The 25,697-nt window shown below is 75.0% G+C and carries 21 protein-coding genes and 1 pseudogene; 15 read left to right on the top strand and 7 right to left on the bottom strand.

Annotation, left to right across the window (positions count from 1 at the left end; all coding sequences use genetic code 11):
* Positions 1-14: 14 nt before the first annotated feature.
* On the bottom strand, positions 15-1,157 hold the full coding sequence (locus MF672_RS46000; protein ID WP_242376878.1) for a nucleotide disphospho-sugar-binding domain-containing protein: 1,143 nt from the start codon (positions 1,155-1,157) through the stop codon (positions 15-17).
* 133 nt (positions 1,158-1,290) lie between these two features.
* On the opposite strand from MF672_RS46000, the gene MF672_RS45995 reads away from it, so the two are divergent.
* The 4 genes from MF672_RS45995 to MF672_RS45980 all read left to right on the top strand — a co-directional run bounded on the left by MF672_RS45995 (position 1,291) and on the right by MF672_RS45980 (position 5,715).
* Positions 1,291-2,517, top strand: coding sequence for a nucleotide disphospho-sugar-binding domain-containing protein (locus MF672_RS45995; protein ID WP_242376880.1), 1,227 nt, complete (start codon positions 1,291-1,293; stop codon positions 2,515-2,517).
* 80 nt (positions 2,518-2,597) lie between these two features.
* Positions 2,598-3,830 carry an acyltransferase family protein gene (locus tag MF672_RS45990; RefSeq protein ID WP_242376882.1) on the top strand — a complete coding sequence of 411 codons (1,233 nt, stop codon included), beginning with the start codon at positions 2,598-2,600 and terminating at the stop codon, positions 3,828-3,830.
* Between the two features lie 5 nt (positions 3,831-3,835).
* Positions 3,836-4,996 carry a nucleotide disphospho-sugar-binding domain-containing protein gene (locus MF672_RS45985; RefSeq protein ID WP_242376884.1) on the top strand — a complete coding sequence of 387 codons (1,161 nt, stop codon included), beginning with the start codon at positions 3,836-3,838 and terminating at the stop codon, positions 4,994-4,996.
* Positions 4,993-5,715, top strand: coding sequence for a TetR/AcrR family transcriptional regulator C-terminal domain-containing protein (locus MF672_RS45980; protein WP_242376886.1), 723 nt, complete (start codon positions 4,993-4,995; stop codon positions 5,713-5,715). Before MF672_RS45985 ends, MF672_RS45980 begins: the two co-directional genes overlap by 4 nt.
* A 26-nt stretch (positions 5,716-5,741) precedes the next feature.
* On the opposite strand, the gene MF672_RS45975 is transcribed toward MF672_RS45980, so the two are convergent.
* Positions 5,742-8,189, bottom strand: a complete 2,448-nt coding sequence (locus tag MF672_RS45975) for an excinuclease ABC subunit UvrA (protein ID WP_242376889.1) — start codon at positions 8,187-8,189, stop codon at positions 5,742-5,744.
* A 60-nt stretch (positions 8,190-8,249) separates the two neighbouring features.
* Here MF672_RS45975 and MF672_RS45970 point away from each other — a divergent pair, with 60 nt between their 5' ends.
* The 3 genes from MF672_RS45970 to MF672_RS45960 are packed head-to-tail and all read left to right on the top strand — an operon-like array spanning position 8,250 to position 10,562.
* Entirely contained in the window at positions 8,250-8,825 is a 576-nt protein-coding gene (locus MF672_RS45970) for a PadR family transcriptional regulator (protein ID WP_242376891.1), read from the top strand.
* 10 nt (positions 8,826-8,835) lie between these two features.
* Positions 8,836-9,792, top strand: coding sequence for an ATP-binding cassette domain-containing protein (locus tag MF672_RS45965; protein WP_242376894.1), 957 nt, complete (start codon positions 8,836-8,838; stop codon positions 9,790-9,792).
* Positions 9,793-9,803: 11 nt separating this feature from the next.
* Positions 9,804-10,562: an ABC transporter permease gene (locus MF672_RS45960; RefSeq protein WP_242376896.1), complete on the top strand. Its 759-nt coding sequence runs from the start codon at positions 9,804-9,806 to the stop codon at positions 10,560-10,562.
* Between the two features lie 40 nt (positions 10,563-10,602).
* On the opposite strand, the gene MF672_RS45955 is transcribed toward MF672_RS45960, so the two are convergent.
* The 4 genes from MF672_RS45955 to MF672_RS45940 form a co-directional block, all read right to left on the bottom strand.
* Positions 10,603-11,979 carry an acetyl-CoA carboxylase biotin carboxylase subunit gene (locus MF672_RS45955; RefSeq protein WP_242376899.1) on the bottom strand — a complete coding sequence of 459 codons (1,377 nt, stop codon included), beginning with the start codon at positions 11,977-11,979 and terminating at the stop codon, positions 10,603-10,605.
* On the bottom strand, positions 11,979-12,488 hold the full coding sequence (locus MF672_RS45950; RefSeq protein WP_242376901.1) for an acetyl-CoA carboxylase biotin carboxyl carrier protein: 510 nt from the start codon (positions 12,486-12,488) through the stop codon (positions 11,979-11,981). Before MF672_RS45950 ends, MF672_RS45955 begins: the two co-directional genes overlap by 1 nt.
* Positions 12,489-12,537: 49 nt before the next feature.
* Positions 12,538-14,256 carry an acetyl-CoA carboxylase carboxyl transferase subunit alpha gene (accA, locus tag MF672_RS45945; RefSeq protein ID WP_247815787.1) on the bottom strand — a complete coding sequence of 573 codons (1,719 nt, stop codon included), beginning with the start codon at positions 14,254-14,256 and terminating at the stop codon, positions 12,538-12,540.
* A gap of 206 nt (positions 14,257-14,462) precedes the next feature.
* Positions 14,463-16,376: an AMP-binding protein gene (locus MF672_RS45940; RefSeq protein WP_242380812.1), complete on the bottom strand. Its 1,914-nt coding sequence runs from the start codon at positions 16,374-16,376 to the stop codon at positions 14,463-14,465.
* A 160-nt stretch (positions 16,377-16,536) separates the two neighbouring features.
* Here MF672_RS45940 and rfbB point away from each other — a divergent pair, with 160 nt between their 5' ends.
* From rfbB to MF672_RS45900, 8 genes are all read left to right on the top strand, one after another.
* The gene (gene rfbB, locus MF672_RS45935; RefSeq protein WP_242380811.1) at positions 16,537-17,520 is read left to right on the top strand and encodes a dTDP-glucose 4,6-dehydratase; all 984 of its coding nucleotides are present in this window, start codon (positions 16,537-16,539) and stop codon (positions 17,518-17,520) included.
* A gap of 55 nt (positions 17,521-17,575) precedes the next feature.
* Positions 17,576-18,475 (top strand): SRPBCC family protein, encoded by a 900-nt coding sequence (locus MF672_RS45930; protein ID WP_242380810.1) that lies wholly within the window; start codon positions 17,576-17,578, stop codon positions 18,473-18,475.
* Between the two features lie 4 nt (positions 18,476-18,479).
* On the top strand, positions 18,480-19,676 hold the full coding sequence (locus MF672_RS45925) for an FAD-dependent monooxygenase (RefSeq protein ID WP_242380809.1): 1,197 nt from the start codon (positions 18,480-18,482) through the stop codon (positions 19,674-19,676).
* Positions 19,677-19,686: 10 nt separating this feature from the next.
* Entirely contained in the window at positions 19,687-20,130 is a 444-nt protein-coding gene (locus tag MF672_RS45920) for a nuclear transport factor 2 family protein (protein WP_242380808.1), read from the top strand.
* A gap of 2 nt (positions 20,131-20,132) precedes the next feature.
* Positions 20,133-21,200 carry a glucose-1-phosphate thymidylyltransferase gene (locus MF672_RS45915; protein ID WP_242380807.1) on the top strand — a complete coding sequence of 356 codons (1,068 nt, stop codon included), beginning with the start codon at positions 20,133-20,135 and terminating at the stop codon, positions 21,198-21,200.
* On the top strand, positions 21,197-22,213 hold the full coding sequence (locus MF672_RS45910; RefSeq protein ID WP_242380806.1) for an NAD-dependent epimerase/dehydratase family protein: 1,017 nt from the start codon (positions 21,197-21,199) through the stop codon (positions 22,211-22,213). Before MF672_RS45915 ends, MF672_RS45910 begins: the two co-directional genes overlap by 4 nt.
* Before the next feature lie 5 nt (positions 22,214-22,218).
* Positions 22,219-22,986: an SDR family oxidoreductase gene (locus MF672_RS45905; protein ID WP_242380805.1), complete on the top strand. Its 768-nt coding sequence runs from the start codon at positions 22,219-22,221 to the stop codon at positions 22,984-22,986.
* A gap of 83 nt (positions 22,987-23,069) precedes the next feature.
* Positions 23,070-23,840: a cyclase family protein gene (locus MF672_RS45900; protein ID WP_242380804.1), complete on the top strand. Its 771-nt coding sequence runs from the start codon at positions 23,070-23,072 to the stop codon at positions 23,838-23,840.
* Positions 23,841-24,548: 708 nt separating this feature from the next.
* Here the strand turns inward: MF672_RS45900 and MF672_RS45895 are convergent.
* Positions 24,549-25,541 (bottom strand): annotated as a pseudogene (locus MF672_RS45895) (FAD-dependent monooxygenase); the annotation flags it as partial.
* Between the last annotated feature and the right edge of the window lie 156 nt (positions 25,542-25,697).

Raw genomic sequence — 25,697 nt, 5'->3', positions numbered from 1 at the left:
GCGGGCGGGCGTCGTCACCGGGCGGCGCCGGCGAGGGCCGTCAGGGTGGGGACCAGCTCGGACGGGGCGGGCATGGCCGACATCTCGGCGGCCACGGCCGCGGCTGCCCGCCGTGGCGAGTCGTCCCGGAGCAGCGCGCGGCAGGAGGCGGCGAACGCGTCGCACTCCAGGTCGTCCGGCGTGCAGCTCAGCCCGGCGCCGCGCTCGCGCACCAGCCGGGCGTAGGCCGGGGTGTCCGACGCGCCCGGCACGATGAGCTGCGGGAGCCGCGCCGCGAACGAGGCGAGCGTCGAGCCCGGCCCGCCGTGGTGCACGCTCAGGTCGCAGCCGGGCAGCACCGCCGACAGCGGCAGCCAGCCCGCCGACCTGACCGATCGCGGCAGCTCGCCCAGCTCCCGCACGACCTCCGGCGCCGCCGCCAGCAGGATCTCCGCCCCCAGCCGGTCGAGCGCGGTCACCGCCCGCGCGAGAAGCCGGGCCGCGAACGCCGGCATCACGCTGCCGAACGTCACGCTCACCCGGGGCCGGTCCCGTGGCTCGTGCACCCACGCGGGGAGCACGGCGCTGCCGTTGTAGGGGACGTGCCGCATGAGCCGCCGCGGCGGCACCCCCTCGGCCTGCAGGGACGGCGGGAACACGTCGAGCACGAGGTCCGGCGTGGGCAACCCGGGCAGGCCGAGCAGGTCCAGCTCGGGCGCCAGCTCCTCGGCGGCGGCCCGCCGGTAGCCGGGGTCGAGGGCGAGGCCCCACCACTGCTCCACCCACGGCAGCCGGGCCGCGGCCGCCGCGAGCGGCCCGGCGTACTCGGTCGGCTCGCAGACCAGCAGGTCGGGACGCCACGACCGGACCAGCGCGCGCAGGCCGGGCAGGGTGCGGGCGGCCAGGCGGGCGAACCCCCGCCCGCTCCTGGCGATCTTGGCGGCGGGGTCGGCCGGCCACGGGACCGGCACGCCGTCCCGGTCGCGGCCGATCATCTGTTCCATCGACACGGCCGGCGAGACCACGGCCGCCGGCAGGCCCGCCGCGGCCACGGCCGGGTCGAACCCCGCGGGCGCGGCCACCAGGACCTCGTGCCCGGCCGCGCGCAGCGCCCAGGCGGTGGGGACGAGTTGCATCAGATGCCCGTGCATGGGCGCGGTCGTCAGGAGGAAGCGCATGGTTCCGGACGGTAGGCGATCAACCGGGCGGACGGGGGCGGCCTCCGTTCCCCCTCAAGCGACCTTCCGCCGGGCTTCCGGAAAGGGGCGGGAGAAAGGGTGACCGGACCGCCTACCGACCCGGGAGCCGATCATGCGGGTGCTGTTCACGACCTTCCCGTCCCCCTCGCACTTCAACCCGCTGGTGCCGCTGGCCTGGGCGTTCCGTACGGCGGGCCACGAGGTGACGGTGGCCAGCACGCCCGGGCTGTCCGCGGCGATCCTGGCCGCCGGGCTGCCCGCCGTCGCGGTGGGCACGGACCGCAGCGAGGAGGAGACCTGGCGCGACCCCGGGCTGTCCCATTGGCACAACCAGGGCCGCTGGCCCGACGGCTGGCCGCAGTACCCGGAACGGCTCGGCCCCGAGCAGCGCGAGCTGCTGGCCGGCCTCGGGCGGCGGCAGTGCGCCAACGCGGAGGCGATGGCGGGCGATTTGGTGGCCTTCGCCCGGCGCTGGCGGGCGGAGCTGGTGGTGCACGACGCGGTCAGCTACGCGGGGCCGGTCGCCGCCGCCGCGCTCGGGCTGCCCAGCGTCAGCAACCTGTGGGGGGCGCCGGGGCTGCAGCGCCTGGAGATGTCCGACCTGCTGGAACGCCCGCAGCCCGCCTACCGGCGGCTGTTCGACCCGTACGGCGCGCCGGTGCGGATCTGGCCCACCAGGTGGGTGGATCCGTGCCCGCCCAGCATGAACCACCCCTCGCCCGTCGAGCCGCTGCCCGTCCGCTACGTCCCCTACAACGGCGCCCCGCCCCAGGCCCCGCCCGAGTGGGTGAGCACGCCGCCGCGCGGCCGTCCCCGCGTCTGCGTCACGTGGGGCGCCACCACCGGCAAGTTCCTCGGCGAGGCCGCGGCGGAACCGCTGCGCCAGGCCGTGCTGGCCGCCGCCGGGCTGGCGGCCGAGGTGGTCGTGGCCACCCCGGAGGACCAGCGCGAGCTGCTGCTGGACCTGGCCGGGCCGCGGGTGCGGCTGGCCGGGCGCGTCCCCCTGGACCGGTTGCTGCCGACCTGCGCCGCCGTGGTCCACCACGGCGGCTCGGGGACCACGATGACGGCCGCCGCGGCCGGGGTGCCCCAGATCACCGTCACGGGACGGCCCGAGCCCACGCTCAACGGCAGCCGGGTCGCCGACGCCGGCGCCGGGTTCAACCACACGCTGGACGAACTGCCCGCCGGCCAGGACGGGGTGCGGCTGCTGCGCGAGGAACTGGGCCTGCTGCTGGAGGACGGCGAGCACGCCAAGTCGGCGGCCCGGCTGCGGGCGGAGATCCAGGCCATGCCGCCGCCCAGCGAGCTCGTCCCCGTCCTCGCCGCCCTGGTCTAGGGAACCGTCCTCGTGGCCCGGCGGACCCCTCCGCGCCGTCGCGGCGTCCAGCAGGCTCTTCACCCATGGGAGGCCCCATCATGATCGACGCGTCCCCGGCGCGGCCGCCCGGCCCCGCCAACTACATCCTGTCGCTCACCGGCCTGCGCGGCGTGCTCGCCATCGTGGTGTTCGGCAACCACTTCCTCGGCCTGAACCTGACCTTCGACGAGAAGGCCACGCGGCAGTCGGCCGGGCACGGCCTCCTGGAGGCGCTGTTCGCCAACGCGACCGTCGCGGTCAGCGCGTTCTTCATCCTGAGCGGGTTCGTGCTGACGTGGATCGCCGGGCCGGACGACACCGTGCGCCGCTTCTACCGGCGGCGCTTCGCCAAGGTGTACCCCATCCACCTGATCACCACGCTGGTGGCGCTGGCGCTGCTCGTGGCGGCCTTCGGCTGGCCGGCCTGGACCGTCGTCGCCCAGCACCTGCTGCTGCTGCACGCCTGGGTGCCCAGCGAGTTCTCCTACTTCGGGCTCAACGGGGTGACCTGGTCCCTGTCCTGCGAGGCGTTCTTCTACCTGTGCTTCCCGGCGTTGCTGGCGGTGCTGAACCGGGCCAGGACCGGCGCCTTGTACGCCACGGTCGCCGGCTGCGTGGCGAGCGTCTTCGTCGTGCCGTACCTGGTGTCGGGGGTGTTCGTCGTGACGCGGCCCGACCCGTTCGAGATGGTGCCGACCTCGGTGACCGGCGGGCCCTTCCTGTACTGGTTCGTCCATGTCTTCCCGCTCATGCGGCTGCCGGAGTTCGTCGTCGGGATCGCCCTGGCGCTGCTGGTCAAGCAGGGGCGCTGGCGCGGCCCGAACCTGCCGGCCAGCCTGGTGATCTGCGTGGCCGGCTGGGAGCTGAACAACCTGCTGCCCGGCTACCTGCACGTCATCGCCGGGATGCTCATCCCCTGGACGCTGCTCGTCCCGGCGCTGGCCACGGCGGACCTGTCGGCCGCGCGCTCGCCGCTGAGGTGGGGGCCGCTGGTGTGGCTGGGCGAGCTCTCCTTCTCCTTCTACGCCTCGCACCTGATCGTGCAGGAGCAGATCGTGGGACGGATCGGCGAGTGGCTGCACGGCCTGGGCTGGGTGCCGGCCGCCGGGCCCTGGCACTGGTACCAGTGGGTGCCGTTCATGCTGCTGGACTTCGCGATCGCGCTGCCGGTCGCCTGGATGTTGTTCAGGCTCGTCGAGCTTCCCGCGCAGCGGCTGTTGCGCCCGCGCGGCGCCCGCCCGGTCGCCGTGCCCGCGCCGGCCGTCGCACCGTCACTCTCCCAAGGAATGTAGGAGTCATGCGCGTACTGTTCACCTCCTCCGCCTGGCCCACGCACTTCTTCGCCGTGGTGCCGCTGGCCTGGGCGCTGCGCTCGGCCGGGCACGAGATCCGCGTCGCCTGCCAGCCGTCCATGGTGCCGACCGTCACCCAGGCGGGTCTCGTGGCGTTCCCGGTCGGCGCCGACGTGGACTACCTGGCCATCCGGCGGCGCACCCTGGAGGTCGAGATGCGGGGACGGCCGGGCCCGGGCGAGCCGGAGGACCCGGAGATCGGCAAGGTCTTCGACGGCTGGCGCGAGGCCACGCTGGGCAACGTGGACGAGCTGATCGAGCTGGCCCGCCACTGGCGTCCCGACCTGATCGTCGCCGACACCATGTCGCCGGGCGGCCTGGTCGCCGCGCACGCGACCGGCGTGCCCGGCTTCCGGCACCTGTGGGCGCCGGACATCCTCGGCTCCGTCGTCGGCCGCCAGGTGCTGGCCGACCTGCCGGGCTTCTACGAGCCGTACGAGAAGCACGGCCTGGAGGTGACGGGCGACCCGGCGACCGCCACCATCGACCCCTGCCCGCCGAGCATGCAGCCGCCGCCCGCCGAACGCTGGCAGCTTCGGTGGGTGCCCTACAACGGCCCCGGCGTCGCCCCCGCCTGGCTCGGCAAACCCGCCGAACGCCCCCGGGTGTGCGTCACCTGGGGCACCTCGACCGCGGGCACCGCCGGGCAGCAGGCGTCGCTGGTGCCCGAGGTGGTCCGCGCGCTGACCGGCTTCGACGTCGAGGTGATCGCCGCGGTGAACGTCGGCGAGCGCGACTCCGTGCCCCGCTCCGACCGGGTGCGCGTGGTGGAGCGGCTGCCGCTGCACCTGCTCATGCCCTCGTGCCGGGCCATCGTCCACCAGGGCGGCTCGACCACGCAGCTGACCGCCGGCTTCTACGGCGTGCCGCAGCTGGCGCTGACGTACCTGCCGGAGCAGGTCAAGGACGGCACCGCCATGGCGGGCACCGGCGCCGGGCTGCACCTGCCGGTCCAGGAGGTCACGCCCGAGACGTTGCGGGACCGGATCGGCACCCTGCTCGACGGCGGCTGCGACGACGGCGCGAAGGCGCTGCGCGAGGAGATCCACGCCCAGCCCGCCCCGTCCGAGGTGGTCACCCGGTTGCAGGAAGTGGTGGGCCGGTGAGGATCAGCTTCATCTGGGACCGTCCCGAGGCGGCGCCCGACCCGTCCTGCCCAGTGACCCGCGCCGACCTCGCCGGGATCGCCATGTCCCTGGCCGACGAGGGCGGCCCGGCGGCCGTCACCCCGGAACGGGTGGCCGCGGTCCTGGGCCCCCGCGCCCCCGGCATGGACCGCCAGCTCGAACTCCCCGTCGACCTGCTCGACCTGGCGCTCGACGGCGCGCTCGGGCAGGTCGAGCTGCCGCCGAGGCCGGCCGGCGACTGGCGGGACGACCTGCGGACCCTGGCCGTGGCCACCCGCCGCACGCTGCTGCGCCACCCGTGGCTGGCGGCCCTGGTGCAGACCCGGCCGCTGCTGGGGCCGAACGCGCTGCGGCACATCGAGTTCGCCTTCGCCTCGCTCGACGGGCTCGGCCTCGACCCGGTCACCGTCGACTGCTACGCCGGGCTCGTGACCGGCATGGTGTTCGGTGACGGCGCCCTGGCCTGGATGGAGCTGGAGGCGCAGCGCGAGTGGATCGGCGACTACACCGAGCACGACTTCCACGACCTGCTGGCCTCGTGCTTCGACCAGGCCGTCCGGTGCGGCCGCTACCCGGTGTACGCGCGCTTCCTCACCGCGGGCGCGCCGCACCCCGACCCCGGGACGCGGTTCGAGACCGGGCTGGAGTGCCTGCTCGACGGCCTCGCCGCGCGCATCGCGGCGAAGGTCGCCGGCTGAGAGCCGCCCCCCTGCCCGGTCCGCGTTCAGCTCTTGAGGTCGCGCAGGTAGCGGGCGGTCAGGGTGTCGGCCGCCGCGACCTCCTCGGGGGTGCCGGCGGCCAGGACGCGCCCGCCGGCGGGCCCGGCGCCCGGCCCCATGTCGATGAGCCAGTCGCTGACCGCGGCGGCGTGCAGGTCGTGCTCGGCGATGACCACCGTGGTGCCCTGGTCCAGGAGCGCGTCCAGGCCGTCGAAGATCCGCTGCACGTCGGCGGGGTGCAGCCCCGCCAGCGGCTCGTCGATGATGACCAGGCCGTTCCCGCGCTCCTGGGCGCCCTGGAGCAGCGCGGCGGCGAGCTTGATCCGCTGGGCCTCGCCGCCCGACAGCTCCATGGCGCTCTGGCCCAGCGCGAGGTAGCCCAGCCCGACGCGGGTCAGGGCGTCCATGACCCGGGCGACCGCGGGCGTGCCGGCGAAGACCCGGGCGGCCTCCTCCACGGTCAGCTCCAGCACCTGGTCGATGGCCAGCCCCTGGTAGGCGACCTCCAGCACGGGCGGGGTGAAGCGGCGTCCGTCGCAGGTCTCGCACGTCACCCACATGCCGGGCAGGAACGACAGGTCGATCAGCCGGCGGCCGTAGCCCGTGCAGTCCTCGCAGCGGCCGCCGGGGGAGTTGAAGGAGAACGACGAGGCCGTCAGCCCGCGAGCGCGCGCCTGCGGCGTGGCGGCGAACAGCTTGCGGATGTGGTCGAACGCCTTGGTGTAGGTGGCCGGGTTGGACCGCGGGGTGCGGCCGATCGGCTGCTGGTCCACGGTGCGCACCCAGGTGAGGCGGTCGGCGCCGTCGAGGCGGCCGACGGTGCCCGGGTCGTCGCCGCCGTTCAGCGCGGCCGCGAGGGACCGGCCGAGCGCGTCGTGCAACAGGCTGCTCTTGCCGCTGCCGCTGACACCGGTGACGCAGGTCAGCACGCCGAGCGGGAGCGCCACCTCGGCCAGGTGGACGTTGTGCACGTCCACCTCCCGCAGGACGAGGTGGCGGCCGGTGGGCGGGCGCCGCCGGCGGCGGATGCGCGGGGCGTCGCTCGCCAGGTAGCGGCCGGTGACCGACTCCGGGACGGCGGCGACGTGCTCCGGCGTCCCCGCGGCCACCAGCCGGCCGCCGTGCCGGCCCGCTCCCGGCCCGATGTCCACCACCCAGTCGGCGGCGGCGACCAGGTCGGGGTCGTGCTCCACGAGCAGCACGGTGTTCCCCGCGTCACGCAGCTCCCTGACGATGTGCTCCAGCGGCTCCTTGTCGGCGGGGTGCAGCCCGGCGCTGGGCTCGTCCAGCACGAAGATCACGCCGGTGAGGGCGGTGCTGAGCTGGGCGGCGGTGCGGGTGCGCTGCAGCTCGCCGCCCGACAGGGACGGTGCGGTGCGGTTGACCTGGAGGTGGCCGATGCCCAGCCGGGACAGCAGCGACAGCCGGGTGCCGAGGTCGGCCAGCACGGTGTCGGCGACCTCCCGCTGCCCGTGGTTGAGGCCCGTGGGCAGGAGGGCGGCCCAGGCCGCCAGGTCGTCCACGGTGCCCTCGACGAGCTCGGGGTAGGTGTGCCCGGCCAGGGCGACGGAGCGCGCGCTCTCCCCGAACCCGCTGCCGCCGCACCGCGGGCACGTCGCCGTCGACATGTAGGCCTCGTAGCGCGCTCTGGCGCTGTCGGTGCCGGAGGCGCGGTACAGGCGGTCCACCTCGGCCAGCAGCCCGGGCAACGGCTCGCCGTGCTCGATGGTGACCTCGTTGCCGGTCCGCTTGTGCCGGATGACGCTCGTGTACCGCACGCCCTCCTCGCCGGTGCCGTGCAGCACCCGCTCGCGGAAGCGGGCGGGCAGGTCGCGCCAGGGCAGGGCGAGGTCCACCCCGTCGAGCCGGGCCAGCGCGGCCATGGCCTCGGCGTCGGCGCCGGGCCGGTCGAACCAGGTGGTCGCGCCGGCCAGCAGCGGCAGGCCGGGCCGCTCGATCAGCCGGTGGGGGTCGGGCGAGGAGGTGCCGCCCAGGCCGAGGCAGGCCGGGCAGCGGCCCTCGGGGCTGAAGCGGTCGAAGTGGGCCGTGGTCAGCGCCCGCGTCGCCGCGCCGGCGCCGGTGGCCAGGCCGGGCAGCCGGGCGAACAGCAGCCGCAGGTAGTCGTCGAGCCCGGTCAGGGAGGCGACGGTGGACATGTGGCTGCGGTTGGCGTTGCGCTGGTCGACCGCGAGCGTGACCCCGAGGCCGGTGATCCGGTCGACCTTCGGCCGGTCCTTGGGCGTGATGAACTGTCGCACGAACGGCGACAGCCCCTCCAGGTAACGCAGTTGCGCCTCGGCGTGGACGGTGTCGATCGCCAGCGAGGTCTTGCCGCTGCCGCTGACCCCGGTGAACGCGACGATCCTGCCGTGGGGCAGCCGTACGTCGATCCCTCGCAGGTTGTGGGTCCGCGCGCCGGTCACCTCGACGGCGCCGCCGGTGCTGTCGGTCACTGTGTCTCCCGTCGGCCGGTCCAATTGACAACACGATACTACTCTCACGATACTAATCTCGTGAACCTTAATCGTCTGATGGCACTCGGCCTGCTGGCCAGGAGCGGCCCGCGGCACGGCCACCAGCTCCGGCTGGAGGCCGAGGCGGCCAACGCGAGCAACTGGGGTGGCGTGAGCATCGGCGCGCTCTATCGCGAGCTGCGCGCCATGGTGGAGGAGGGCCTGCTGGAGACGGTCCGCACCGAGCAGGTCGGCCGCCGTCCGGCCCGCACCGTCTACCGCATCACCGAGGCCGGGCAGGAGGTCCTGCGGGCCATGCGCCGCGAGGCCATCTGCGACCTGCACATCGGTCCCGACGTGTTCGGCGTCGCGCTGCTGTTCGGCCGCGACGCCGAACGCGAGGAGCTGATCGCCCTGCTCGACAAGCGGCGTTCCATGCTCGCCGCCACCCGCGACGCGCTGGCCGCCGAGTGCGCCCGCCTCGAACAGGCCGGCCACATCGGTCCCATCGACGTGGCCATGTTCCGCCGCCGCCAGCTCCAGCTCGACGCCGAGCTGCGCTGGCTGGAGGAGTTCGCGCCGGTGCTCACCGGCGCGGCGCCGGCCACGCCATCCGACTCCGGCAACGACCAGTGAGGAGCCCCACATGCAACTCATCGAGGCCAAGGGACTAGCGCGTACGTTCACCACCAAGCACGGCGAGGTCCACGCGGTGCGCGGCGTGGACTTCACCGTGGCCGACGGCGAGATCGTCGGCTTCCTCGGCCCGAACGGCGCGGGCAAGACCACCACCATGCGCATGCTGACCACGCTGCTCGCGCCGACCAGCGGCAGCGCCACCGTGACCGGCTTCGACCTGCGCGCCCGCGCCGCCGAGATCCGCGCCAGGATCGGCTTCGTGTCGCAGAACGGCGGCGCCAACCCGGGTTACGACGTCACCACCGAGCTGGTCCTGCAGGCCCGCCTGTACGGCCTGAGCCCGGCCGCGGCCGCCGGCGCCGCCGACGAGGTCTGCGACTTCCTCCAGCTCGGCGACCTGCGCGACCGGATCATCGGCACGCTGTCGGGCGGCCAGCGCCGCCGCCTGGACATCGCGCTCGGCCTGGTGCACAAGCCCCGGCTCATCTTCCTGGACGAGCCCAGCGCCGGGCTCGACCCGGCCGGCCGCAACCATCTGTGGTCCTACATCCGCCGCCTGCGCGACGACCTGGGCACCACGGTCTTCCTCAGCACCCACTACCTGGACGAGGCCGACGCCCTGTGCGACCGGGTGCTCATCCTCGACCAAGGCAAGATCATCGCCGAGGACAGCCCGGAGGCGCTCAAGCGGCGCGTGTCGGGCGACGCCGTCACCGTCGAGATCGACGGCGACCTCGGCCCGGCGCTCGAACGGCTCAAGGCGCAGCCGTTCGTCCGCGACCTGGTGGAGGAGGAGCGACGGCTCCGCTTCCGCACCGACGTGGGCGAGCGCGCCATCATGGCCACGGTGCGCGCCCTGGACCAGTCCGGCGCCGACGTGACCGCCATCCACGTCGACCGGCCCACCCTCGACGACGTCTTCCTCACCCTCACCGGCGCCGGCGACGGCGCCGTCAACGCCTGAGCGAGGTGACCATGCGCATCATCAGAGAGACGCTCATGCTCTACCGCGTCCACCTGGCCTACACGTTCAAGACCAAGATCGGGATCATCATGGGGATGATCCAGCCGATCCTGTACCTGGTGCTCTTCGGGCCGCTGCTCATCAAGATCACTCCCGGTACGGGCGGCGGCTCCAACTCCTGGACCGTCTTCGTGCCCGGCGTGCTCGTGTACCTGGCCCTGTTCGGGCCTGGCTTCGCCGGGTTCAGCATCATCTCCGACCTGCGCGCCGGCGTGATCGAGCGCATGCGCGTGACTCCGGTCAGCCGGCTGGCCATGCTGATGGGCCGGGTGCTCAACAACCTGACCATCATGATCGTGCAGGCGGTCCTGGTCACCGCGGCCGGGTTCGCGCTCGGCATGCGCGCCCAGCTGCTCGGGATCTTCCTCGGGCTGGTCATCCTGTCGTTCCTGGCCGCCGGGCTGGCCGCGCTGTCGCTGGCGCTGGGCGTCGGGCTGAAGTCCGAGGACCAGTTCGCGCCCGTCGTCACGTTCGCCGCCCTGCCGATCATGCTGCTGTCGGGCATCCTGCTGCCGATGAGCCTCGCGCCGCCATGGCTCGACGTGCTGTCCCGGCTCAACCCGCTGCGCTACATCGTGGACGGCGTCCGCGACCTGTTCTCCGGCCACTACAGCGGGAGCACCGTCCTGTGGGGGTTCGTGGCGGCCGTCGGCATGTGCGTGGCCTGCGTCGCGGCCGGCACGCGCATGTTCAACAAGGAGAACGCGTGAGGCGGGACGGGCGCTCGCGGAGCGCCTGAGGCGGCGGCGGTCACGGCGCGCCGTCCGGCCGGCCGAGCAGCCGGTCGGCCAGGTCGGTGCCGTGGCCGCCGCGCACGAACTCCGGGTCGTCCAGCACCCGCCGCAGGAACGGGATCGTGGTCGCCACGCCCGCGACCTGGAACTCGGCCAGCGCCCGCCGCATCCGGGCGACGGCCTGCTCCCGGTCCGGAGCCCAGACGACCACCTTGGCCAGCAGCGAGTCGTAGGCGGCCGGCACCCGGTAGCCGGGGAAGGCGTGCGTGTCCACCCGGATGAAGGGCCCCAGCGGCGGCGCGAACCCGGCCAGCCTGCCGGGCGCGGGCGCGAAGTCACGGTCGGGGTCCTCGGCGTTGACCCGGCACTCGATGACCGCGCCACGCGGCCGCACGTCCTGCTGCGACAGGCTGAGCGGCAGCCCCGCCGCGATCCTGATCTGCTCCCTCACCAGGTCGATGCCGGTGGCCATCTCGGTCACCGGGTGCTCCACCTGGATCCGGCAGTTGGTCTCCATGAAGAAGAAGCGGCCCGCCGGGTCCACCAGGAACTCGAACGTCCCGGCCCCGGAGTAGCCGGCGGCCCGCGCCCCGGCGATCGCCGCCGCGCACATCCGCTCCAGCGTGCCCGCGGGCACGCCGGGGGCGGGGGTCTCCTCGATGAGCTTCTGCCGGCGGCGCTGCACCGAGCAGTCGCGCTCGCCCAGGTGCAACGCCCCGCCGTACGCGTCGCACAGGATCTGGATCTCCACGTGCCGGGCGTGCGGAAGGAAACGTTCGAGGTAGACGCGGCCGTCGCCGAAGAGGGTCTGCGCGGCGGCCCTGGTCGTCCGGTAGGCGTGGGCGAGGTCGGCCGCCCGCCGCACCACCCGCATCCCGCGGCCGCCGCCGCCCGCCACCGCCTTGATGATCAGCGGGTAGCCGATCCCGGCGGCCGCCGACTCGGCCTCGGCGAGCGAGCCGGTCGGCTCCAGCGTGCCCGGCAGCAGCGGGAGCCCCGCCTGCGCCATGAGCCGCCTGGCCGCGGACTTGTCGCCGAGCCGCCGCATGGCCGCCGGGGACGGGCCGATGAACGTCAGCCCGCTGGCCAGGCACGCCTCGGCGAAGTCGGGGTTCTCCGACAGGAAGCCGTAGCCGGGGTGCACGGCGTCGGCGCCGCTGCCGAGCGCCGCCTGCAGGATCGCCGCCATGTTCAGATAGCTGCGCCGCGCCGGCGCCGGGCCGATCTGGACGGCCGCGTCGGCGTAACGCACCACCGGCGAGTCGCGGTCGTCGGTCGAGTGCACGGCCACCGTCCTGATGCCCATGTCGCGGCAGGTGCGGGCGACGCGCAGCGCGATCTCCCCGCGGTTGGCGATCAGCACCGTGCGGAAGGGCCGTTCCGCGCCGCCCATCACGCCCCCGCCGCCGCGATCTCGAACAGCGGCTGGTCGAACTCCACCGCGCTCCCGTCCTCCACCAGGGCCCTCACGATGCGGCACGCGCGCGTGGCGGTGACCGGGATCATCAGCTTCATCGCCTCCACGATCGCCACCTGCTGGCCGGCCGCCACCACCGACCCTTCCCTGACGAACGGCTCCGCGCCCGGCTCCGGCGCCCGGTAGAACACGCCGACCGACACCGCGCCGATGTGGTCCGCGGCGCCCGCGGCGGGCGCCGCGGGCGAGGCGGGCCCGGGCGGGGCGCCCTGGGGGGCGGCGTTCACCGGCCAGTCCAGCTCCAGCGTCACGGCCCCCACCTGGATCCGCAGGGCGGAGGGCGGGTGCGGCAGCGCGCCGAGCACCTGGAGGGCGGTCTCGCGGACCGCGCCCAGCGTGTCGCCGTCCCCGCGCTCGTGCGCGCTGTCGTGCCGGGGGCCGGCCAGGGCCGGCGGGCCGTCTCCGTTGCCGTGCGGTGCGCTCATGGCGTTCCTCCCGTTGCTGCGGTGAGGTCGGGGCCGGGGGAGACCGGGGTCATCGCGTGCCCTCGCCGGCGGCGCGCAGCCGGGCCGCGCGCTCGCTCAGCAGCCGGTCGGGCGGCAGCTGCGCGAGCCTCGCCAGCCGGACGGACAGCGCCTGCCGCAGCGTCTCCGCCGCGGCCGACGGGTCGGCGCCCGTCCCGCCCGCGGGCTCGGGCAGCACCCCGTCCACCGCGCCCAGCGCGAGCAGCCGGCGCGGGTCCACGCCCAGGGCCACCGCGGCGTCCGGCGCGGCCTTCGGGTCCTTCCAGAGGATCGCCGCGCAGCCCTCGGGCGAGATCACCGAGTACACGGCGTTGGCGAACATCAGCACCTCGTCGGCGACGGCCAGGGCCAGCGCCCCTCCGCTGCCGCCCTCCCCGACGACCACCGCCACCACGGGAACGGGCAGCAGCGACAGCAGCCGCAGGTTCTCGGCGATGGCCACGGCCTGCCCGTTCTCCTCGGCCTCGACACCCGGGTGCGCGCCCGGCGTGTCGATCAGCGTGACCACGGGGACGCCGAGCTTGGCCGCCAGCCGCAGCACCCGGGCCGCCTTGCGGTACCCGGCGGGCGAGGCCATGCCGTAGTTGCGCGCGGCCAGCTCGGCGGCCGTGTGGCCCTTCTGGTGGCCGATCACCGCGACGGGCCGGCCGTCCATCCGCCCGAGCCCCGCGACGATCGCGGGGCAGTCGCCCGACAGCCGGTCGCCGTGCAGCTCGGTGAAGTCGTCGAGCAGCAGGCGCACGTAGTCCAGGGTGGTGGGCCGCTCGATGTCCCTGGCCAGGCGCACCACGTCCCAGGGGGAACGGTCGGGCAGCAGGTTCGGGTCCGTGACCGCCGGGTCGGCTCCCCGCGCCGGGGCCGGTCGCCCGCCTCCGGCCGCCGCCAGCAGCCCGGACAGCGTCTCCCGCAGCCCGGCACGCGGCCGGACGACGTCCACGAACCCCTTGCCGAGCAGGAACTCCGCCGTCTGGAAGCCCGGCGGCAGCGAGGCGCCGATCGTCTGCTGGACGACGCGGGGGCCGGCGAAACCGAGACGCGCGCCCGGCTCGGCCACGATCACGTCGCACAACGTCGCGAACGAGGCGGCCACCCCGCCGAAGGTCGGGTCGGTGACCAGGGACACGGTGAGCACCCCCGCCCGGTCGAGCTCGGCCAGCGCCCGGCTGGTCTTGGCCATCTGCAGCAGGGAGATGACGCCCTCCTGCATGCGGGCGCCGCCCGAGGCGCTCACGATGACGAACGGGGCGCGGTCCCGCAGCGCCGCCTCGGCCGCGAGCGTGATCAGCTCGCCCACCGCCCCGCCCAGGCTGCCGCCGAGGAACCGGAAGTCCATGACGGCCGCCACCACCGGGCGGCCGTCCACCGCGCCCCGCGCGCACACCACCGCCTCCTCCAGGCCGGTCAGCTTCCGCGCCTCGCGCAGCCGGTCGGCGTACGGGCGGGTGTCGGTGAAGCGCAGCGGGTCCTCGGCGCGCGGCGGCGCCTCCAGCGGGACGATCGAGCCGGGGTCGAGCAGCGTCCGCAGCCGTTCCGGCGCGGTCAGGCGGGCGTGCCGGCCGCATTCGGGGCACACCCGCTGCGCGCGGGCCAGGGCGGGGCCGTAGACGATCGCCCGGCACCGCTCGCACAGCACCCACGGCTCGACCGTCACCTCCTCCGACCGGACGCCGGGGTCCGGCGCTCCGCCGGACGCCGTCCGGCCGAGCTCGTCGTCGATCAGCCGATGCACGTACGCACACCTCCAGTGCCGTCAGGGTCGGGCGGGAGTGACCGTGGCGTGCCGCGCCCGCGGATCACGCGGGGCGGCACGCCACGACTGGCCCCCTGCGCCGCGCCGGCCGGCCGTGGATGGCGCGGCCGGCGGCGCGGAGCGCGGCCGGCGCCTGGTCCGGGTGATGACACAGGCCGCCGGCGGGGCCGGGTGAGGAAGATCCGTCAGGCCCGCTCGGCGCGGACCACGCGGTACTTGCCGAGATCGAGCTCCGCCACCGCGCGCAGCGCCCGCGCGCGCTCCACGAAGCCGGGCGAGCGGACGGCGGCGGCGTGCGCCTCCTGGCTGTCCCACTCGGCGAGCTCGACGAACACGTTCGGCTCGTCCAGGGAGCCGAGCAGGCGGAACCCGCGCGCTCCCGGCTGGGCGCGCATGAAGGCGGCGATCTCGTCGTGCGCGCGCTCGAACTCCGCCATGTCACCTGTCACCGTGACCTTGTTCATCAGGACGATCATCGTTGGCGCTCCTCGATCTCGGCGGGACGGTTCGCCGGCGATCACCCGTTCCCGCAGGGCGCGGCGGTTGACCTTGCCGGTGGCCGCCCCGGGGATGGAGTAGATCGCCGACACGCGGCGGATGCGCTGGTGCGGGGCCAGGCGCTCGTTGGCCGCCGCGACGGCCGCCGCGAGCTGCGCGTCGCTCGCCCGGTCCTCCGGGACGACCAGCGCGTACGGCACCTGCCCCAGCACCTCGTCGGGGTAGCCGACCACCACGCACTCCTGGACCACCGGCTGGGCCAGGAGCACCTGCTCGACCTCGGTCGGCGACACGAGCTCGTTGCCGACCTTAAACAGGTCGCCGATCCGGTCCACCAGCACCAGCCGGCCGCCGTCGAGGTAACCGACGTCACCCGTGCTCAGCCAGCCGTCGGCGTCGACGGGCGCGTCGTCGCGGCCGAGGTAGCCGAGCGCCACCTGGGGGCCGCGGACCCGCACCTCGCCGCGCCGGCCCGCCGGCAGCGGCCGTCCCGTGTCCGGGTCGGCGATCACGCATTCGGTGTGCGGCACCGGAAGGCCGACCGTGCCGGGGCCGGGTGCGGCGCGCAGGTCCGAGTGCGTCAGGCTGCTGGTCTCCACCAGCCCGTACCCCTGCACCACCGGCACGCCGAAGTGCTCCGACAGGGTGCGGGCCGTGGCCGCCGGCAGGTGCGTCCCGCCGGTGCGGATCACCTCGACGGTGGTCAGGCGCAGCCGGTCGAGCCGTTCGTCGGCGGCCAGCCGGACGAGCTGGCCCGGCTGGGCGTAGAAGCAGCGGGCGCCGTGCTCGTTGGCCAGCCGGATCGCCGACTCCACGTCGGGGTCCAGGCACAGCACCTGTGTCGCGCCCGCCCAGATCGGGCCGTTGACGTGCATGCAGTGCAGGATCGGCAGGTGGTTGAGCACCACGTCGTACCGGTCGAGCTCGTGCGCCCAGGCGGTCTGCGCGGCGTTGGCCACCAGGTTGCGGTGGGACAGCAGCACGCCCTTCGGCGTGCCGGTCGTGCCGTGGGTGAAGTGCACCAGCGCGGGCGACTCCGGGTCCGTCCGGGGCCCGCCCGGCCCCGGCAGGTCCGCGCCCGCCAGCACCTGCGCGTACGTCGTCCAGCCGGCCGGCCAGCCCGCCGCGGGCTCGTCCCGGTCGGTCACCACCACGCGGTCCAGCGCGGCCGGGTCCGCCCGCGCCGCCAGCGCCTCGGTGAGGAAGGCCACCCGGGCTCCGGTGGACCTCAGCACGCGGGCCAGGTCGTCCGCGCTCAGCATCGGCTTCACCGTGACGGCCACGTGACCGGCGCGGACGATGCCGTGCAGGGCGGCCGCGTACGGGAGGCCGGGCGCCGGGGCCAGCGCGACCATGGCGCCGGACGCCGCGCCGGCCGGGCCGGCCAGGCCGGACAGGGCTCCGGCGACCCGGGAGGCCTGCGCGTCGAGCTCGGCGAACGTCACCGTCCTGGTCTCCGCCGCCGTGGCCGTGCGCACCGCGTCCCGTCCTGGGGCGGCGGCCGCCGCGCGGCTCAGCACCCCGTCGAGCGTCAGGTCGGGCGGAAGGTCCGTGAGCGGGCCGGGAACGGGCCTGGCCGGGCTGATGGTCGGTTCGGGCACCGGGTCTCCCCCTAACTGGGACGTGGCGGTCCTCCGCGCTGCGACTGTGCACCGCGGCGGTCAAGACACGCTTGAGGCCCGGCTGACGCGGCGGCGGGCTTCGCGGTCCTTCGACCTGTTCTCAACCGGCCGGCCCGACCATCGGACGCCGGAGGTGGAGATGAGGATTCTCGTCACCGGCGGTGCCGGCTTCATCGGTTCCCATTACGTGCGCCAGGTCCTGGAGGGCGGGTACGGCCCGCCCGGGTCGCGGGTCACCGTCCTGGACAAGCTGACCTACGCCGGCCGCAGGGAGAACCTGCCGGCGGAGCATCCGGGGCTGACGTTCGTCCGCGGCGACGTGTGCGACCTGCCGCTGCTGCTCGACGTGCTGCCCGGGCACGACGCCGTGGTCCATTTCGCCGCCGAGTCGCACGTGGACCGCTCGGTGGCCGACGGTGCCGCGTTCGCCGTCACCAACGTGTGCGGCACCCAGACCCTGCTGGAGGCGTGCCGCAGGACCGGGATCGCGCGCGTCGTGCACGTCTCCACGGACGAGGTGTACGGCTCGGTCGCGTCCGGTTCGTGCGCCGAGGACGCCCCGCTGGCCCCGAACTCGCCCTACGCCGCGTCCAAGGCGGGCGGCGACCTGATCGCCCGATCGTACTGGCGCACCCACGGCCTGGACCTGAGCATCACCCGCTGCTCCAACAACTACGGCCCCTACCAGTACCCGGAGAAGCTGATCCCGCTCTTCGTCACGAACCTGCTGCGCGGCGTCCCGGTCCCGCTGTACGGGGACGGCGGCAACCGCCGCGAGTGGCTGCACGTGGACGACCACTGCCGGGCCGTGGACCTGGTGCTGCGCCGCGGCCGGGCCGGCGAGGTCTACAACGTCGGCGGCGGCGCCGAGCTCACCAACCGCGAGGTGACCGGCCTGCTGCTCGGCCACCTGGGCGCGGGCGCCGACATGGTGCGGCACGTGACCGACCGCAAGGCCCACGACTACCGCTACAGCGTCGACGACAGCAAGATCCGCCGCGAGCTGGGGTACGCGCCCCGGATCGACTTCGCCACGGGGCTGGCGGACACCGTGACCTGGTACCGGGACCACCCCGAATGGTGGAAACCGCTGATTTTGCGCTCCGCCTCAAGCGGACATTGAGGTGCCTCCCCGACGCTCGGACCCTGCCCCTGCAGCAAGCACGGAAGGACGCGCCATGACCCAGGCCACCGCTCACCGGGCCGAGTACCGCATCACCGTCCAGGCCCCGCCCGAGACCGTGTTCGACCGCGTCGCCGACGTGCGGTTCTGGCCGCAGTGGTTCGGCCCCGTGGTGCACGCCGACCGCGCCGCCCGCTCGGCGGACCGCGACGAGATCCAGGTCTGGGAGCTCGGCGCCGGCGAGACCGTCACCACGTGGCGGGCCGCGCGCACCCTCGACGCCGCCGCGCTGCGGATCACCGCCGGCGCGGAGGAGTGGGTGTTCGGCGCCCGCCCGGACGGCGGCACGGACGTGTCGCTCCACGTGACCGGCCCCGCCGCCGACGGCCCCGCCGACGGCCCCGCCGGGCGGGAGGCGCGCCTGCGCGACCGGCTGGCCGAGCTGAAGGCCGCCGCGGAACTGCCGGACGAGCTGACCATCGACTTCCGCGACCCCGTCTTCGCCGGCGGGGACGTGCGCGACGCCTGGAAGGTGCTCTACGAGGCCGACAAGTGGCCGGAGAAGCTGGAGCACGTCATCAGCCTCGACATGACGGAGAACGTGCCGAACATCCAGTTCTTCGACATGGTCACCCCGGTCAAGGGCGGCGGGTCGGTCACCACCCGGTCGGTGCGGGTCTGCCTGCCCCACGAGCTGATCGTCTACAAGCAGATCACGCCGCCGCCGCTGATGTCGGCCCACACCGGGCACTGGCGGTTCACCCCCACGCCGGAGGGGGTGGTGCTGGAGTCCCGGCACACCTGCACGATCCGCCCCGACCGGCTCGACGTGCTCGGCCCCGGCACCACCGTGGCCGACGCCCGCCGCTTCCTGCGCCGCCACCTCAGCGCCAACAGCACCACCAACCTGCGACTGGCCAAGCAGTACGCCGAGGAACAGGCGGGGGTGAGCTGAGCCCGTGGACGAGATCACGACGGACGTCTGCGTGGTCGGCGGCGGGCCGGCCGGTCTGACCCTGAGCCTGCTGCTGCTGCGCTCCGGTCTGGGCGTGACGCTGGTGGAACGGTCGGCGACGCTGGAGCGCCACTACCGGGGCGAGATCCTGCAGCCCGGCGGCGCGCGGGTGCTCGACCGGCTCGGGGCGCTGGAGGGGGCGCGCGCGCGAGGCGCCTGCCCGCTGAGCGGGTTCCGGTTCACCGCGGGAGGCGTCACCCGGCTGGAGATCGACTACACCCGGCTGCCCGGGCCGTACAACTACCTGCTGAGCGTGCCGCAGCGGCACGTGCTGGCCGAGCTGACCGAGCGGTGCGAACGCCTGCCGGGCTTCGTGCGGCTGGCCGGCGCCGGGATCGGCGGCCTGCTCACCGAGGAGGGCCGCGTCACCGGCGTCGTCACCTCCGGCGGGAGGACCGCGCGCGTCCGGGCGCGCTGCGTGGTGGGCGCGGACGGCCGCTACTCCAAGACGCGGCGGCTGGCCGGCATCGGGCAGGAGCGGCTGGACGCGTTCGAGCACGACCTGCTGTGGTTCCGCCTGGAGCTGCCGCCCGCGGAGCGGCCGGGGCTGGTCCGCATCGACCGCGGCCCCGGCGGCGCGGTGCTGCTGCACGACTCCTACCCCGACCGGGTCCAGATCGCCTGGGTCGTGCCGCACGGCGGCTACGCCGCGCTCGCCGCCGAGGGCGTCGGCCCCATCAAGGACGAGCTGCGGGCCGCCCTGCCCCGGTACGCCGCCGCCATCGACGAGCAGATCACCCGGCTCGCCGACCTGACCCTGCTGGACGTCTTCTCCGGCTGCGCCACCGCGTGGGCCGCGGACGGTCTCGTGCTGATCGGCGACGCCGCCCACACGCACGGCCCGCTCGGCGCGCAGGGGATCAACCTCGCCGTGCAGGACGCCGCGCTGCTGCACCCGCTGCTGGTGGAGGCCCTGGCCGACGGCGCGCCGGACGCCGGGGCGCTGGCCGCCTTCGAGATCGCCCGCCGGCCCGACGTCGAGAAGGTGCTGGCCGTGCAGCTCGCCCAGGCCGAGAGCATGTTCGGCGACGGCGGCCCGCGGCGCAGCCCCCCGGCCGACGACGCGATCACCTCCTGGATCGCCTTCGGCAACCCCGGCATCACCGTCCGCACGGACCTGTTCACCGTCGCGGACCAGTGAGGAGAGCACGATGACCACGACCGGCATCATCACCCCGGCCGAGCTGCGCGCCGAGGTCGAGCAGTTCTACGCCGCCCACTTCCACCTCCTCGACGAGGGACGCGCCGAGGAATGGGCGCTGACCTTCACCGACGACGGCGTCTTCCATCCCCCCGGCGGCCGCGAGCCGGTACGCGGGCGCGCCGCGCTGGCCGGCGGCGTGGGCGCGGGCTACCGGCGGCTGCTGGAGGCCGACGAGGTCCACCGGCACTGGCACGGCATGATCGAGATCACCCCGCGGGCGGCCGACGGCGCCGTCCTGGTCCGCTGCTACGCCCTGATCCTGGCCACGCCCAGCGGCGGGCCGACCCGTACGCACCTGAGCTGCGTGTGCGAGGACGTCCTCGTCCGGGTCGAGGGGCGGCTGCTCGTCCGCGAGCGCCGGGTGCACCGCGACGACCAGCGAGGTACCTGACCATGAAGGCCCTCGTGCTCGCGGGCGGCACCGGAACCCGGTTGCGGCCGCTCAGCTACTCGATGCCCAAGCAGCTCGTGCCGATCGCCAACAAGCCGGTGCTGCTGCACTGCCTGGAGGACATCGCCGAGATCGGCGTGCGCGACGTCGGCGTCATCGTCGGCGGCCACGCCCAGGAGATCAGGGAGGAGTTCGGCGACGGGTCGGCGCTCGGCCTGCGCATCACGTACCTGCGGCAGGACGAGGCGCTCGGGCTGGCCCACTGCGTGCTGGTCGCGCGCGACTTCCTCGGCGCCGACGACTTCGTCATGTACCTGGGCGATAACCTGCTGACCGGCGGCATCGGCGCGGCGGCGCGGGAGTTCCGGGCGCGGCGGCCCGCGGCCCAGATCCTGGTCCGGCCGGTGCCCGACCCCAGCGCCTTCGGGGTGGCGGTGACCGACCCCTCCGGGCGCGTCACCGCCCTGGTGGAGAAGCCGCGCCGGCCCGTCGGCAACCTGGCGGTGCTCGGCGTGTACTTCTTCACCCCGGCGGTGCACGAGGCCGTCGCGGCGATCGAGCCGAGCGGCCGGGGCGAGCTGGAGATCACCGACGCGCTGCAGTGGCTGGTCGCGGCCGGGCACGAGGTGCGGGCCCGCCGCTTCGACGGCTTCTGGCAGGACACCGGCCGGATCGAGGACGTGCTCCGGTGCAACCGCGTCCTGCTGGAGGACATCACCGGCCGGATCGACGGCGAGATCGACGCCGACAGCGAGCTGTCCGGCCAGGTGATCATCGAGGCGGGCGCCAAGATCGTCCGCTCGCGCATCCAGGGCCCGGCGATCATCGGCGCCGACACGCTGGTCGAGGACAGCTCCGTCGGCCCCTACGCCTCGCTCGGCCGCGGCTGCGTGATCAGGGACTCCGGGGTGGCCTCCTCCATCCTGCTGGCCGAGGTCGCGGTCAGCCATGTCCGGCACATCTGCGACTCGCTGATCGGCCGGGCCGCGCAGGTGCGCACGGCCGCCGCGCACGTGCCGCACCACCGGCTCGTGATCGGCGACACCTCGACCGTGGAGGTGCAGGGGTGAACAGCCCCGGCCGCGTCCTCGTGCTGGGCGGCACCGGGTTCATCGGCGGTCACCTCTGCACGGCCTTCGCCCAGGCCGGCGACGACGTGCTGGCGGTCGCCTCGGGCCCGGTCACCGCGCCGCCCGTGCCGCTGCTCGCGCTCGACCTCCTGGAGCTGGCCGTGCCCGACCTGACCGCGCTGCTCATCACCGAGCGGGCCACCGCCGTGGTCAACGCCACGGGCGCGGTCTGGGGCGCCACGGACGAGGACATGACCGCGGTCCACGCCGTCCTGGTCGAGCGGCTGGTGGCCGCGGCGGCGGACGTGCCGTGGCGGCCCCGCCTGATCCAGCTCGGCTCGATGTACGAGTACGGCCCCGTCCCGCAGGGCCGCCCGGTGGACGAGGCCACCGACACCCGGCCGGTGAGCTGGTACGGCTCGACCAAGCTGCGCGGGTCGCGCGCCGTGCTGGCCGCCTCCCGTCAGGGCCGCGTCAACGGCCTCGTGCTCCGGGTCTCCAACACCATCGGGCCCGGGGTGCCCCGCGACAGCCTGCTCGGGCGCACCTGCGAGCAACTGCTGGCCGCCGGCGGGGACGGCCCGGCCGTGCTGCACTTCACCCCGCTACAGGACGAACGCGACTTCGTGGACATCAGCGATGTGGTGCGGGCGGTCAGGGCGGCGGTGGCGGCCCCGGTCAGCGGCCAGGTGCTCAACATCGGCGGCGGCCGGGTCGTCGGCGTCCGCCGCCTGGTCGAGATGCTCATCGCGGTGAGCGGCATCGCCGCGCACGTCGTGGAGACCGCGCCGCCGGACGAGGAGAGCCGCGCGGTCAGAAGCGTCGGCCTGGGCTGGGTCCAGGCCGACATCAGCGCCGCCCGCCGGCTGCTGGGCTGGGCGCCGCAACGCCCGCTGGAGGAGTCCCTCCACGCCATCTGGCACGCCGCGGCCATCGGCGCGGCACGGCGCGCGAGCACGCGCCCCTCCACCCCCGCCCCCGGCACGGTGGCGGCCATGAACGACGGAAGGTGACGACAGTGAGCCTGGGACTGGACGGCAGGATCGCGCTGGTGACCGGCGGCACCCGCGGAGTGGGGCTGGCCGTGGCCGGCAAACTGGCCGCCGAGGGCTGCGACGTGCTGCTCGCCTACGCGGGCGACGACCGCGACGCCGTCCTGGCCGTCTCCGAGCTGCGCGGCGACCCCCGCGTACGCGGGAACGTGGCCGCCTTCAAGGGCGACCTGCGCCGCCCCACCGTGGTGCGGGACCTGCTGGAACAGCTCGAACGCGAGCACGGCGCGCTGGACGTCCTCGTCCACTGCGCCGCCTCGCTCCGCCCGGCCTCGGCGCACTCGCTCCACCCGGACGAGCTGCGCGCCGACCTCGACCTGGCGCTGACCCCGCTGCTGGCCGACACCAAGCGGCTGACCGCGCTGATGACGGCGCGCGGGCGGGGCCGGATCATCGCGGTGACCAGCATCGGCGCCCGCCGCGTGATCCCCGCCTACGCCGGGCTGGGCGTGGCCAAGGCCGCGATGGAGAGCCTGGTCCGCTACCTGGCCGCCGAACTGGCAGGGGAGGGCGTGTGCGTCAACGCCGTGTCCACCGGGAAACTCGACAAGGGCCCGTCCAACCGCGAGGAGGACCGGCCGGTCATCGGGCTCCTGGCCGGCCGCACCCCCGCCGGACGGCTGACCACGCCGGCCGACGTCGCGGACGCCGTGGCGCTGCTCTGCGCCGACGAGGCCGCCTGGATCCACGGTCAGGTGATCACCGTGGACGGCGGGCTGAGCCTGATGGCCTGAAACCCGCCGTGCCCGCCCGGCCGCCCGCCCGTCCGCCCGCCCGTCCGGCCGCCCGTCCGCCCGTACGACACCTGGAGCAGCAGATGCGGATCATCGACCTGTCCTCGCCCATCGACGCCCGGGGCTGGGAGCCCGACCCGGTCGTGCACGAGCGCATGACCCCGGCCGAGGGGGCCCGCCACATGTCCGAGGGGATGCGCGAACGCTACGGGCTGGAGCTGGACCCCGCCGACCTGCCCGACGGCGAGTTCCTCGACCTGGACTTCGTGCGGGCCACCACCCACACGGGCACCCACGTCGACGCGCCCGCCCACTACGGCAGCAAACCCGTGTACGGCCCGCCCCGCACCATCGACCAGGTGCCGCTGGACTGGTTCCACCGGCCGGGCTTCGTCCTCGACCTGACCGGCGCGGGGACGGGCGCGGCCGGTGCGGCCGAGGTCCGCGCCGCGATCGAGCGCACCGGGTACGCCCCCCGCCCCATGGACATCGCGCTGCTCCACACGGGCGCGGACGCGCGGCAGGGCACCCCCGCCTACTTCGCCGAGTTCACCGGGCTCGACGGGGAGGCCACGGAGTACCTGCTCGGCCTGGGCGTCCGGGTCATCGGCACGGACGCCTTCAGCCTGGACGCGCCGTTCCCGCACATCATCGAGCGGTACCGCCGGACCCGCGACCGGCGGGTGCTGTGGCCCGCGCACCTGGCCGGGCGGCGGCACGAGTACTGCCAGATCGAGCGCCTGGCCAACCTGGCGGCGCTGCCGCCGCACGGGTTCACCGTCTGCTGCTTCCCCGTGAAGATCGCCGGGGCGGGGGCGGGCTGGGCCCGCGCCGTGGCGCTGCTGGACGACTGACGTGCCGCGGCCCTGCCACCCGCGACGGGTGACAGGGCCGCGGCACGAAGACCGGCCCGCACAGGGCCTCACACGGGGCCTCACACGGGGCCCCGCACAGGGCCTCACACGGGGATCGCGTAGCGGGCGAACGTCGCGGCCAGCCGCCCGGTGTCGGCGGCCAGCCGCCCGCCCCGCCCGGCGAGGTACCCGTCCGGGCGGATCAGCAGCCATCCCTCGCCGCCCAGCCCCAGCGCGGCCGACAGCCGCCCGCCCGGGTCCGCCAGCCCGTGGGGCCGCGCCGTCCACCACCCGCGCCGACAGCCAGTCCGCGCGCCCCTCCGCCGCCGCGAGCGCCGCCGGCCCGGCGCCGGGCCCGGCCAGCAGGGTCCACCGCGGGTCGCGCAGCTCCTCCACCAGCGCCTGCCAGCCCGGGGCCGCCGCGTCCTCGGCCATCACCTGTGCCACCCGCTCGCCGGCGCGCGGCCGCACCGCCGCCGTTCCGCCGTCCTTGCCGCCGCCCTTTCCGCCGTACGGGTCGCCGTCCGGGAGGCCGTCGCGGTAGGCGACGTTGAGCGCGGAGATCTTGCCGAGGATCTGCCGCTCGATCTTCGTCCGCAGCGGGGGCAGCGCCCGTACCAGGGAGAAGAACGCCGGCTGCAGCGCCCCGGCGACCGCGCTGCGGAGAGCCACCAGCCTGGTGGCGTTCTTCGTGGAGGCCAGCAGGGCCCGCCCGATCGGCAGCCGCTCGGCGCCGTAGGTGTCGAGCAGCGCGGGACCGGCCTGCCCGTTGACCACCATGGCAAGCTTCCAGCCCAGGTTGAACGCCTCCTGGATCCCGGTGTTCAGCCCCTGGCCCGAGGCCGCGCTGTGGACGTGCGCGGCGTCGCCGGCGACCAGGCAGCGGCCCACGCGCATGCGGTCGATCATCCGCTGCTGCGCGGTGAACACCGAGATCCACGACGGCTCGCCGATCTCCACCCGGCGGCCCAGCCCCCGGGACAGGCGCGCGGTGAGCCGGGCGCGCACGGCGTCGGCGCCGGTGCCGGACTCGGCCGGGTCCGCGGTGTCGATCATGCGCCAGCGCCGCTCGCCGGGCAACGGCACCATCAGCACGTTGCGGCCGCGGGCGCGTACCAGGTGCAGGCTGTCGCGGGGGAGCGGGACCGTCACGTCGGCGTCGGCGAGCATCCAGGTCTCGCTGGTCTCGCCGGTCAGCCGCAGCCCCAGCTCCTTGCGCACGGTGCTGTGGCCGCCGTCGCAGCCCACCAGCCAGCCGGTCCGCGCCACCTCCTCCGTGCCGTCGGCGTGCCGCAGCGTGGCCCTGACCTCCTCGCCGTCCTGCTCCAGCCCCACCAGCCGGACGCCCCACTCGACGGGCGGGCCCTGCTTCTCGGCCGCGGCGCGCAGCACCTCCTCGGTGCTCACCTGGTCCAGGCCCAGCGTGAACGGGAAACGCGTCGGGTTGGGGGTGAAGTCGTTGCCCAGGCGCACCAGCCGGCGCCCGTCCTGGTGCAGCGTGAACGCCCGCAGCCGCAGGCCGCGCGCCAGCAGCTCGTCGGCGATGCCCATCTGGTCGAAGGTCTCCAGGGTACGCGGGTGCAGGGAGGTCGCCCGGCTGGTGGCGGCGGGCCCGTCGGCCGCGTCGACCAGTCGCGTGCGCACTCCGCGCCGCCGCAGTTCGCAGGCCACGGTCAGGCCGACCGGCCCGGCCCCGACCACCAGTGCGTCGTTCACCTCATGCCACCTCGCAGTGCTCGGATGCGTCGGGCCCGAGCGTGGGCCCGCCACCTTGAGGACCGTCGGAGATCCGGCTGTGCCCCGTGGCCTGCGGCGAGCGTCATGCGGATTTCAGCGGCTCCTTGAGCGGGCCGGGAC

Source organism: Actinomadura luzonensis (genome assembly GCF_022664455.2).
GTDB classification, from domain to species: domain Bacteria; phylum Actinomycetota; class Actinomycetes; order Streptosporangiales; family Streptosporangiaceae; genus Nonomuraea; species Nonomuraea luzonensis.
The sequence above is the reverse complement of the archived record's forward strand: the minus strand, read 5'-3'. Positions and strand labels throughout refer to the sequence as shown.

Excerpts from the sequence above, each read along its gene's own strand:
- MF672_RS46000 (WP_242376878.1), bottom strand. The coding sequence starts at position 1,157 with ATGCGCTTCCTCCTGACGACCGCGCCCATGCACGGGCATCTGATGCAA.
- MF672_RS45995 (WP_242376880.1), top strand. The coding sequence starts at position 1,291 with ATGCGGGTGCTGTTCACGACCTTCCCGTCCCCCTCGCACTTCAACCCG.
- MF672_RS45990 (WP_242376882.1), top strand. The coding sequence starts at position 2,598 with ATGATCGACGCGTCCCCGGCGCGGCCGCCCGGCCCCGCCAACTACATC.
- MF672_RS45985 (WP_242376884.1), top strand. The coding sequence starts at position 3,836 with ATGCGCGTACTGTTCACCTCCTCCGCCTGGCCCACGCACTTCTTCGCC.
- MF672_RS45965 (WP_242376894.1), top strand. The coding sequence starts at position 8,836 with ATGCAACTCATCGAGGCCAAGGGACTAGCGCGTACGTTCACCACCAAG.
- MF672_RS45960 (WP_242376896.1), top strand. The coding sequence starts at position 9,804 with ATGCGCATCATCAGAGAGACGCTCATGCTCTACCGCGTCCACCTGGCC.
- MF672_RS45955 (WP_242376899.1), bottom strand. The coding sequence starts at position 11,979 with ATGGGCGGCGCGGAACGGCCCTTCCGCACGGTGCTGATCGCCAACCGC.
- MF672_RS45950 (WP_242376901.1), bottom strand. The coding sequence starts at position 12,488 with ATGAGCGCACCGCACGGCAACGGAGACGGCCCGCCGGCCCTGGCCGGC.
- rfbB (WP_242380811.1), top strand. The coding sequence starts at position 16,537 with ATGAGGATTCTCGTCACCGGCGGTGCCGGCTTCATCGGTTCCCATTAC.
- MF672_RS45930 (WP_242380810.1), top strand. The coding sequence starts at position 17,576 with ATGACCCAGGCCACCGCTCACCGGGCCGAGTACCGCATCACCGTCCAG.
- MF672_RS45920 (WP_242380808.1), top strand. The coding sequence starts at position 19,687 with ATGACCACGACCGGCATCATCACCCCGGCCGAGCTGCGCGCCGAGGTC.
- MF672_RS45915 (WP_242380807.1), top strand. The coding sequence starts at position 20,133 with ATGAAGGCCCTCGTGCTCGCGGGCGGCACCGGAACCCGGTTGCGGCCG.
- MF672_RS45900 (WP_242380804.1), top strand. The coding sequence starts at position 23,070 with ATGCGGATCATCGACCTGTCCTCGCCCATCGACGCCCGGGGCTGGGAG.